Source organism: Microcoleus sp. Pol12B4 (genome assembly GCF_036701385.1).
Classification (GTDB): domain Bacteria; phylum Cyanobacteriota; class Cyanobacteriia; order Cyanobacteriales; family Microcoleaceae; genus Microcoleus.
This window is the reverse complement of the sequence record NZ_JAUBQR010000242.1, coordinates 1-9,906: the sequence shown is the minus strand read 5'-3', so window position 1 is coordinate 9,906 and position 9,906 is coordinate 1. Positions and strand designations below refer to the sequence as shown.

11 protein-coding genes and 2 pseudogenes are annotated in these 9,906 nt (G+C 44.6%); 11 read left to right on the top strand and 2 right to left on the bottom strand.

Translation table 11 applies throughout. The features are described from left to right. The 4 genes from QUA38_RS24655 to QUA38_RS24640 form a co-directional block, all read left to right on the top strand. Window positions 1-769, top strand: a 769-nt coding sequence (locus QUA38_RS24655; protein WP_333166569.1) for a helix-turn-helix transcriptional regulator, incomplete at its 5' end; no start/stop codon positions are given. Window positions 770-936: 167 nt separating this feature from the next. After that, window positions 937-2,025 (top strand): C1 family peptidase, encoded by a 1,089-nt coding sequence (locus tag QUA38_RS24650; protein WP_333166566.1) that lies wholly within the window; start codon window positions 937-939, stop codon window positions 2,023-2,025. Window positions 2,026-2,105: 80 nt separating this feature from the next. Next, window positions 2,106-2,543, top strand: coding sequence for a hypothetical protein (locus QUA38_RS24645; protein WP_333166565.1), 438 nt, complete (start codon window positions 2,106-2,108; stop codon window positions 2,541-2,543). Between the two features lie 340 nt (window positions 2,544-2,883). Then, window positions 2,884-3,210 carry a protease inhibitor I42 family protein gene (locus tag QUA38_RS24640; RefSeq protein ID WP_333166562.1) on the top strand — a complete coding sequence of 109 codons (327 nt, stop codon included), beginning with the start codon at window positions 2,884-2,886 and terminating at the stop codon, window positions 3,208-3,210. 124 nt (window positions 3,211-3,334) lie between these two features. Here the strand turns inward: QUA38_RS24640 and QUA38_RS24635 are convergent. Further along, window positions 3,335-3,505: pseudogene (locus QUA38_RS24635) on the bottom strand (DNA/RNA nuclease SfsA); the annotation flags it as partial. Between the two features lie 564 nt (window positions 3,506-4,069). Here QUA38_RS24635 and QUA38_RS24630 point away from each other — a divergent pair. The 6 genes from QUA38_RS24630 to QUA38_RS24605 all read left to right on the top strand — a co-directional run bounded on the left by QUA38_RS24630 (window position 4,070) and on the right by QUA38_RS24605 (window position 8,577). Then, the gene (locus QUA38_RS24630) at window positions 4,070-4,450 is read left to right on the top strand and encodes a hypothetical protein (RefSeq protein ID WP_333166561.1); all 381 of its coding nucleotides are present in this window, start codon (window positions 4,070-4,072) and stop codon (window positions 4,448-4,450) included. A gap of 41 nt (window positions 4,451-4,491) precedes the next feature. Further along, window positions 4,492-4,839, top strand: coding sequence for a DUF1036 domain-containing protein (locus QUA38_RS24625; RefSeq protein WP_333166559.1), 348 nt, complete (start codon window positions 4,492-4,494; stop codon window positions 4,837-4,839). Window positions 4,840-5,245: 406 nt separating this feature from the next. Next, entirely contained in the window at window positions 5,246-6,169 is a 924-nt protein-coding gene (locus QUA38_RS24620; protein ID WP_333166557.1) for a hypothetical protein, read from the top strand. A gap of 150 nt (window positions 6,170-6,319) precedes the next feature. Beyond that, on the top strand, window positions 6,320-6,784 hold the full coding sequence (locus tag QUA38_RS24615; protein WP_333166555.1) for a hypothetical protein: 465 nt from the start codon (window positions 6,320-6,322) through the stop codon (window positions 6,782-6,784). Between the two features lie 188 nt (window positions 6,785-6,972). Then, a complete protein-coding gene (locus QUA38_RS24610) occupies window positions 6,973-8,250 on the top strand; it encodes a S8 family serine peptidase (RefSeq protein WP_333166552.1) in 1,278 nt (425 codons plus the stop codon). A 99-nt stretch (window positions 8,251-8,349) separates the two neighbouring features. Beyond that, window positions 8,350-8,577 (top strand): hypothetical protein, encoded by a 228-nt coding sequence (locus QUA38_RS24605; protein WP_333166550.1) that lies wholly within the window; start codon window positions 8,350-8,352, stop codon window positions 8,575-8,577. Between the two features lies 1 nt (window position 8,578). On the opposite strand, the gene sfsA is transcribed toward QUA38_RS24605, so the two are convergent. Continuing rightward, the gene (gene sfsA, locus QUA38_RS24600) at window positions 8,579-9,316 is read right to left on the bottom strand and encodes a DNA/RNA nuclease SfsA (RefSeq protein WP_333166548.1); all 738 of its coding nucleotides are present in this window, start codon (window positions 9,314-9,316) and stop codon (window positions 8,579-8,581) included. Window positions 9,317-9,730: 414 nt separating this feature from the next. On the opposite strand from sfsA, the pseudogene QUA38_RS24595 reads away from it, so the two are divergent. Beyond that, window positions 9,731-9,906 (top strand): annotated as a pseudogene (locus tag QUA38_RS24595) (murein biosynthesis integral membrane protein MurJ); the annotation flags it as partial.

The window sequence follows — 9,906 nt, the reverse complement described above, 5'->3', positions numbered from 1 at the left end:
GCCATGTTCACCGTATATGCCAATGGAGATATTTCCCATGAATTCACAGAAACACAGGCGTCAGCGCGCAGTTATTTTGACATCTCAAGATTTTGATCGACTCCAAGCACCAAAAGCTGAGGTCGAAAGTTACGAAATTTTCTACCAAGATTGTATTATCAAAGTCGAGAGCGATCGCACAGATAAGGAGCCAGATAATTTCATTAAGGGATTAGTCAAGCAAATTTTGGATCGCGTAGGGGCGATAGTTGTAGAGATTGCAGGCGAAGTGCAATTCATGACTCAACGGGCAGAAGAACTTTTAAGCCAGTATTTTTTACACCACATTCCCTACTCATTGCCAGAATCCTTACAACATTGGTTCCAGGAGCAGATTGCGCGAATCGCATTCAACCACAATGTTCCCTCTCGCTGTTTGCCCTTGCACATTCAACAGGCAGGAAAACAGTTGATCGTCCGGCTGATTCCCGATCCCATCAAAGAGCAATATGTCTTGCTATTGGAGGAAGAAGAACTGCAATCATTCTCTATTTCCGCCCTGGAATCGCTAGGACTCACCAAACGCGAGGCGGAAGTTTTATTCTGGATTGCCAAAGATAAAAGCAATGCAGGAATCGCTAAAGTGCTCGGTTGCAGTGAAGGAACAGTGCGAAAACATCTAGAGCATCTTTACGGGAAACTAAGCGTACAAACCCGGACTGCTGCTGTGATGGTTGCTCTAGAAAAATTGGGGTGGTTCAACGGAAAATTTTTTGCAATATCTTCATAATCCTATACGCGGATCGTCGTATTGTTACCAGAGTTTATTTGGAAGACTATTAGATCAAACGCTGTTATCCAACGTTCGATCGCAGCTCGAAAAAAGAGCAAAAAATACGAAAACTCACGAGCGGTTTTAATTTGAGTCAAACCTACTTTATGTTTTAAGGAGATGACATGGATTCCATTAAATTGCAAGCAGCAATCGAGCTAGCGGGTGCCTCTTGGCAAGCTGGCGAAACGAGCATGACTCAGCTTTCAGATGCCGAAAAGCAACTGCGCCTCGGTTATACACCTGGGCCTAACGAACCATCCTTTGAAGAACAAGAGCAGATTGCCAAGATCAATCAGGAAGTCTTTAAGTCGGCACAGATTAAAGGCGAGACTGCTGGCTTTCCCGCCAGCTTCGATATGCGGACAGGTGGATTTGTGACACCAGTCAAAGACCAAGGTTCTTGCGGTTCTTGTGTTGCGTTTGGCACTGTGGCAACGATCGAAACCACCATTCGCCGCATTCGCAACAATCCGGCGCTGGCGATCGATTTATCCGAAGCTCACTTGTTCTACTGCTATGCCCGCGCCCTAGGACGTAACTGCGGGAACGGTTGGTGGGTGCCACCCTCAATGGATTCTGCGAAAACAGGACTCGCTATCGAAGCTTCTTACCCTTACACCGCAGCCGATCAAAATTGCAGCAACCTTGCCAGTAACTGGCAAAGTAGCGCCGTTAAAATTAGCGGCTGGCATGAGATTAAATCGATCGCAGATATGAAGGAATGGCTTTCCACTCGTGGCGCGTTGGTAGCTTGCTTCACTGTCTACACAGATTTCTTCGCTTACAAAAGCGGCATTTATCGCCAGGTTAGCGGCAAGGTTGAGGGTGGTCACTGTGTCTCGATCGTCGGTTATAACGACACCGAAGGCTATTGGATCGCGAAAAATAGCTGGGGACAGAACTTTGGTGAGAATGGCTTTTTCCGCATCGCTTACGGGCAGTGCGGGATTGACTCCAGTATGTTCGCGGTGGATGGCATCGTTGAAACCGGCTGGTTGTCAAATGTGAAAATTCTCGGACTCTGGACAAATAATGCCGATCGCAATGCTTATGTCTATGTCAGCGAAGGCATCGGCTGGAGGAAACTCTCTGATGCTAGCGATGAAACAAACCTCGATATGTTGATTCAGCTTGCTGCGTCTAAAGCGGCCGATCGTCCAGTCAGCCTCTATCAAGAAAACGCGATCATCAAAGAAATTTACGCCTGGTAAAAAACAGCGGACTTGAGACGATCGTCCAAAATCCCAAGTCCAACAATTAACGATACGCTTCTAGAGATTAAGGAACGACCATGACTTATTCCAGCAATCCAGCCGGTTCACCTGATGAGGTTTGTGTGCCTTGTCAGGCGATCGCAGAACCCTTCAACCCCAATATTAAGGAGATAAAAATGGAAGCCTACCCCACCCAAGAACCTCCCGTTCAAACTGCGAAGCAAACCGCAAGTCAAGAAGACCGTCCCACCTTCGATCCCCCCGCTCAAAATGCTGTTAGTCAAGGCAACACAGCTTGGCAAACTGATAAAAAGGTACTGGGACTGTGGACAAACAGCTCAACTCGTAACGCTTATATGTATGTGGATCAGATTGGTTGGCGCAAATTTGCCGATAATTCTGACTCTGCGATCGTTGCCTTCAACGTCATCGCAGCCCATGCTAAAGTATTAGCTAAACCCGTCCAATACTATGAAGAAGCCGACAACAAAGTATCCACCCTTTATGTTTGGTAAAGCTTGATTGTCGCCGACTCTCCCAGTTTATGCCGCGCTAGAATCAAAGATTTTGCATCTAGTATGTTGACGGTTGATGGTTCAACTTCAAGGTTCACCATGCAACCGTCAACCGCCACTCAGCCAATTCCGCTTCTAGCGCGACTAAACTTGGCGATCGCTGTTTATTTTGTACATAAATATGTTTTTAGCCTTAATCATTTCGACCTATTTAGTATCCTTTACCTACCTGTCTCCTAACATTGCTTCACATACTCGCACAACATCTCCTCCAGTGCCGACCGCACAGCCAAAACAGCAATCTATACAGCCACCTCCATCACCCCATACATTACAATCTATGTCTGAAGTAACTTTATCTCAAGCCGATAGTGGTACAGTTTTAACCCTCAAGCGCGGACAGACACTCATACTTCGTTTAGACGAAAATTCAACAACAGGCTACCGCTGGTCCCTGCCCGCCTTAGAGACAGAAGTTTTACAATTCAAAAGTGACGACATTAATCTGCCTAGTAATACAGGGATAGGTGGTGGCGGGCAGCGCGTGTTCACCTTTCAAGCAAACAATCCCGGTCGAGTAAAATTACAACTAAAAAACTTGCGTGAGTGGGTTGGTGAGAAATCAACCATTGAGGAATTTCAAATCACTGTTCAAGTCTCCGAATAGCAACACTTCTGACAGTTTCATGGCTTACGCATCTGAGGCTAAGCAGCAGCTTGTTGGAGGGTGAGTAGCATTTAGTCGGCTTGACCAGTTTGACTGAGTTTGTCCCCATGAAGCGCACCAAATCTCAAATATCCAGTTTTGATAACCCCAAATAGCGAATGCCTTCTGGTGTCACCTCAAAGCGACAGGGCACAATCTCTACACCTGCATTAATCGCCTGTCTGAACAATTCTCCGTAAAGGCGATCGGCACTGTCCCCCGGAGCAAAATCAGTACAATCTCCGTGATTAATAAAATCTTGTACCGCTTGATGAGAATTCCGGGTAAAAGAGCAGGATATCTGTCAATTAAGTCAGTCATGGGGCATTGCTAAATAGACATAATTTTTGTGGGGCGGGTTCACCAACAATACCTGCCAATAATTGACAATATAAAAAACCCGCACCCACCCAACCGTAAATCACTGGTTTATCAAAATTTAGGGGTTTGAAACCAGCTTTCAGGGCAGAATGCTTTTAGGGTGGGGTGTAAACATCCATCCTAAATCACTATCAACTGTAAAGTATAAACTTTTTATCTACTTTTGCCAACTCATTTATCTAATAATTCAAGAAATAATTTTGCTTCGCAAACATATCAAGCATCTTTACAAAAAACTAAGCCTACAAAGCCGGACGAATGCTGTGATGATTGCTTGGTAAAAGTTGGAATTATTCAAAGCAGAATTTGTTGCAATATCTTCATAATCTTATACGCGGATCGTCGTATTGCTCTCTAAGTTTATTTTGAGGAATATGAGATTAAACGCTATATGGAGTCTGTAAACTGTGCTAAACAAAAATCCACTACGGAGGTAAAAATGGAAACCAATAATGTAGATGCAACGGTCGATTTTGTCGATGTCGGTGTTCAGAAACAGGATTCGGCAGCTCGCGAAGGTCAATCTGATGCTAAACCAGGCATCGAAAATGAAACCTTGCTTCACACGCTACGCGCATCATCGATGTTCTCTGTGGAAAACAAAGAAGTTTTACCTCAAAAAAGCCAAGAAGATGCAACAGTCGATTTTGTGGATGTCAGTGCAATAAAACAAGATTCGGTAGCTCGCGAAGGTCAATCTGATGCTAAACCGGGCATCGAAAATCAAACATTCCTTCACACACTACGTGCATCATCAATGTTCTCTGTGGAAAACAAAGAAGTTTTACCTGAATTTACCCGTTACAAAACAGGGACATAGAACCGTATTCATTGGCAATTACTCATTGTAAGAGGTGGAATATGCTCACAATTTGCAACAAATATACATCTGGTGTTTGGGTAGCTATTATGTACTATCACCCCAACTGTCCAGATGGTGGAAATTGGGCAAAAAAAGGTTGGTGGCGACTCAATCCTGGCGAATGCAAAGTGGTATATGGGGATAGTTTGCGTAGTCTGAATCGCTACTACTGCTACTATGCTGAGGCTGATAACGGAGCAAATTGGGCAGGGCCTTACGTGAGGCCTGTCCCTCCACAAGCATTTGACTGGTGTGAGTGGACAAGCAGCACCCAAGCAACTAATGTAGGCTTCCGGTTGCTTGATATTAACAGTTATGACAATTTCACGCTGAATTTGACAGCATAAATCTGAGTGGAGTTGTCAAGTTAAATTTTTATTCTAAATTTAACTTGACAACTTAATCTACATAGGAGCGGAATTAATCGACTATTAACTCGAATTTACTCAATATTATTGCACGGACTCCCATTTATGGGATTTTTTTTACTTGCTATAACAGAAAAGAAGCAACATCTATTGATAAAAGTTGCTGTTATTAAAATGGAATTTTGTTGCAATATCTTCATGATCCTATACGCGGATCGTCGTATTGCTGTTCAAGTTTCTTTTGAGGACTATTAGATCAAAAGCTGTTATGCAGTTTTGAAACTCAGCTTAAATAACTCTCATGACCAAGGTTGTCTTCTCTAGCTATTGAACAACTTTAAGGTGGAGCTTGTTTGCTGAAAACTACTCAAAAAAGAGGTTAAGTATGTTACGGATTACTGCCGATATATTTTCCGGAAGACCCGCTCCAGAGTGGATTATTACAGACGAGGAAGAAGCTCGAACTACACTCAAAGAGATTGCTAACAATCGTAGCATTGTAGCCGAAGCAGCTTCTGCTGATGCTGGATTAGGGTTTCGCGGTTTCACCATTGAACCCCTCTCTGACGAGCTTGCCCAAGACTTTGAACTACCCGCTAGTATGTATATGGCTGCAGGTGCGAGTGCTGCTAGCGATAAAGCAAACGAGATTGCTGAGCGTTTGATCGGCTTAATGAGCAGTGCAGAATCATCTCCAGAAGCATCGGCTTTCGGAGAAGAACTACCTTTAGATGAAATGTTGCAGAATTTTCTGCGACAACAACTGGAAACCAGCAGCAGACTTTCAGTATCTGATGTTGAAGACTTACCAAACATGGCGGTAGACACCTCAAGCGAAGTGGCTGCTACCTGCTTTTATGATACTTCGCCCTATAACCCTGGCTTCTGGAACAACAACCCCGTAATCCGGCAAAACAACAACTGCTATAACTATGCGAGCAATAAGCGCACAGATACTTTTGCCCAACCAGGAAAAGGATGCGGACATCAGTACACTGCAATTAATTGCGTAGAAGTTACCAAAGCTTCTCTGTGCGATGGATTGCACAAACGCTACGATTGTTTCCCGGCCTCACAAGCCCCTCGCTATTTAGTAGCACTGGTTATTGCCCCTGGTCCGGGCTTTGTTGATTTCCACTGGTATCGCAAAATGCGAGAAGGATTTTGGGCTCACAAACCGGGTTCGACGGCGGCTCGGAATACAGATAACAGTGGCATAGTCATCACTAACCCAGCTACCTGTAACCGTGGGCCTTACACCATATTTTGTGGCTACTTTTACACTTGTAAGAGCCAAAAGATTAAATAGAATCTATAGCAATCCTTGCAGGAGTGATAATTTTTTTACCCCACCCCAACCCTCCCTTTACCAAGAGGAGGGAGTAAGAAATTTACAAATGATTTAGGATTGCTATATAGCACTGCGGAATGTGGGTTCCCCACACTAGAGAAGAAGACCATGCAACGGGCTTATTCATTCACAACATATCTAGAAAGGATAATTGGCTTGGGTTTTTTAATGTTTTTGGTGACTTTGCTTGGATGTTCGGTCACAGCTTTAGGAGACAAAAAGATGCAAGTAGAAGTGGATATGTTTAGTGGCAGACCAAACCCACATTGGGAATTGACAGTGCAAGAATCTCAGCAGTTTACACAACGGCTTCAATCATTGTCTACACATCAAGGAGAAGGAGCTGTTAATGAAGGCTTGGGGTATCGTGGTTTGATTGTCCGAGAAAGTGGTGAAGAGGTAGAGGGCGATCGGGAAATTGTGATTTCTAATGGATTGATCGTGGCTAGACGCAAGGGTAAATCCCAACAATTTACTGATAAAAACCGTACTTTAGAAAAATGGCTAATCCAGACAGGAGAAGGACGGTTAGATGACAAACTTTACCATCAAATTAGCAAATTAGCCGAGTAAACAGCACAGGACTTACGCACAAAGTGTATCTGTAGGGCGCAGCACACCGCACCTTACCCGACGACCAACAATGTAAAAATAGCTCTTTTGCGTAAGTCATAAATAAGTCGAGTCAGTAGCAAAAAAAGTAGAAATTTAGGTCAGAAAAACTGTCATGGATTTCTAATAACACCCAATAAGAGGTATTTATGTCTGAACAACCTAGTTTTCCCATCCCAGAAACTGCCCAAGCTGATGAAACAACAGGGCGTTACATTATTACTTTCCGCGATGATGCGGTGATAGAAGGGTTAGATCTTCTGAACGACCAAACTGGCATCAGAGGACTGGCAAATTCTGCCGATTTCCCGGACTCTGCTCTAGACTTGAGCCAAATTGAAGCAGCAGGGGGAGCGGTGTTTCCCACTCTCGGCGTGGCCGTCGTCTCGTTAGACGAAGGGGGTTTCAGCAGCATCATGACCTCAGCGGGAGAGGATTCGGCTATTCTGGCGATCGAACCTGAGCGCACTTTCTACGCCATTGGTGATGGGTTGCCGGCAGACTATTTGCGGGGTTATCGCGATGCGGTGAATAACCTGTACGACAAAGCCACTACTACAGAAGCAGCAGAAATCGAGAAACAAGAATGTTTTTCCGATGATAGCGAGTCTACTTGGGGTTTGAAGGCAACGAAGGTGATCAACTCTCTGTTGACTGGTAGTGGAATGAAAGTTGCTGTGCTGGATACGGGGATGGATCTCCAACATCCCGACTTCGCAGGTCGATCGATCGTATCGCAGTCCTTCGTACCAGGGGAGGACGTACAAGATGGCAACCGTCATGGCACGCACTGCATCGGGACAGCCTGCGGGTTCAAGGATCTTAACGGTCGCAGGTACGGGATCGCTTACGAATCGACCATTTATGTCGGTAAAGTGTTGAGTAATGCCGGTAGTGGCGCTAGTGGCTGGATTCTGGCTGGGATGGAATGGGCGATCGCCAATGGGTGTCAAGTGATCTCGATGTCATTAGGAAACACCAATCCAAAGCCCTCTACGGCCTACGAAACTGTCGGTCGTCGGGCACTACAAAATGGGTGTCTGATCGTGGCGGCCGCCGGCAACCACGGACCAACCAAAACCGTTGGACAACCAGCGAATAGTCCCTCGATTATGGCTGTTGCAGCCGTCGATAACTGCGTCCAAGTGCCTGACTTCTCGGCTACCTCTGACCTAATTCAAGGAACGAAAGTCGATATCGCCGCTCCAGGAGTGAAAGTATACTCATCAGTGCCTATGAATAAAGGGCGTTATGCTGCTTACAATGGCACTAGCATGGCTACACCGCACGTAGCTGGCATCGCGGCCTTGTATGCCGAATCGACTGGTAAACGAGGTGCTGAACTTTGGCAATTGCTGACTGCCTATGCTATGGCGCTACCGTTGCCAAATACTCGTGTCGGAAGCGGTTTAGTACAAGCTCCGTAATGCAGAATACTCAAATCCCCGCAGCACTTTAACCCTGCGGGGATCTAACAGAAGACAATTTACAATAGCGCAATGGATGTACTCCAAAGGATGCTAAATATGTCTGACGAACAAGTACAGCGCATCATAGTGGCTGTTGACGACCAAAACATATCGGTAATTCAATCGGTTGTCACTGCCTTAGAATCGGCGGGAATGAAAGTGGATGAGGTGCTGCCTGTGATTGGTATCGTTACTGGAGAAGTTTCTCAGTCGAAGCTAGAAGGAATAAAGAGCGTAACGGGCGTGGCTAGTGTCGAGCTCGATCAAGAAATGCAGGCAATTTAAACTAATCATTTAGGGTTAGTAGATCTAGTTTTGCTAACCCCAAATAGCGAATGCCTTCCGGCGTCACGTCGAACCGACAAGGCAAAACTTCGACACCTTCACTCATAGCCTGTCTGAACAATTCTCCGTAAATGCGATCGGCACTATCCCCCGGAGCAAAATCAGTACAATCCCCGCGATTAATAAAATAGAGCATTACAGCCCTCGAACCCTGCCGCACCACTTCTATCAATTCTCTCAAATGCTTCTGTCCCCTCTCCGTCACTGTATCGGGAAATAAAGCCAACTCCTCTTTTACCCAAGTTGTATTTTTCACTTCCAGAAAAATCGGTTTTTCCTCACCAGTTAGCCAAAAATCCACTCTACTTTTTTTATCAGTGCCATAAACAACCTCCGGTTGAATTAAACTGTAATTGCCCAAATCTGGAAACAATTTCAATTCCAAAGCTAATTTAACTACTCGATTTGGCAGCCCAGTATTAACTCCCACCCAAGTTGGCACAGTGTGGCAAACTTTAATTAATTCCCAAGTATAAGCTAACTTGCGTTTAGGATTGTCGCTGGGAGATACTAGCACTGGATTGCCGGGAATGTAAACACCAGTCATCGGGCCAGTATTCGGACAGTGCGCGGTGATTATTTCTCCCGAATCTAGTTCAATTTCGGCAAAAAATCGCTTGTAACGTTTGATGAGAATTCCGGGTAAAAGAGGAGGATATTTGTAAATTAAGCCAGTCATTCGATTTTAGATGTTATATTTTAGATGTTAGATGTTAGATGTTAGATGTTAGATTTTACCTATAACAGAATACCGAACTCCGAACTTTTTAAATAAGTCTGGTAGTTAACAAAATCAGTTATCAGTTATCAACTATATGTTATTTATCGGCTTTTATCAACTCATTTGTGTCATCATTTTTAGAGCGTATATTTTATATTGTAGATTATAGATTGACGCATCATAGCACGAAATGGCGGTTTTTACTTAGGACGCATAGTCGCGATCGATTATTGAATTTCCGCAAGTCAGTAATATCGATAAAATTGGTATAAGCACAATTCCCCCTAGAAGTTTTATGAGTTCATGATATGATTCTCCCGATTCACGATTAAAATAAGTGAATCCTTTTAGCATTAGCGTTTGTAACCATTTGTGTCCCAATTACAGAAGCCCTCTCGTTCCCTCGCAGGGATTGCCGGCATTGTCGCAGTCGCCACTCTAATTAGCAAAGTCTTTGGATTGGTGCGCCAAATTGCGATCGCCGCAGCCTTTGGAGTCGGTGTCGCCGTCGATGCCTACAACTACGCCTACGTCATCCCTGGTTTCTT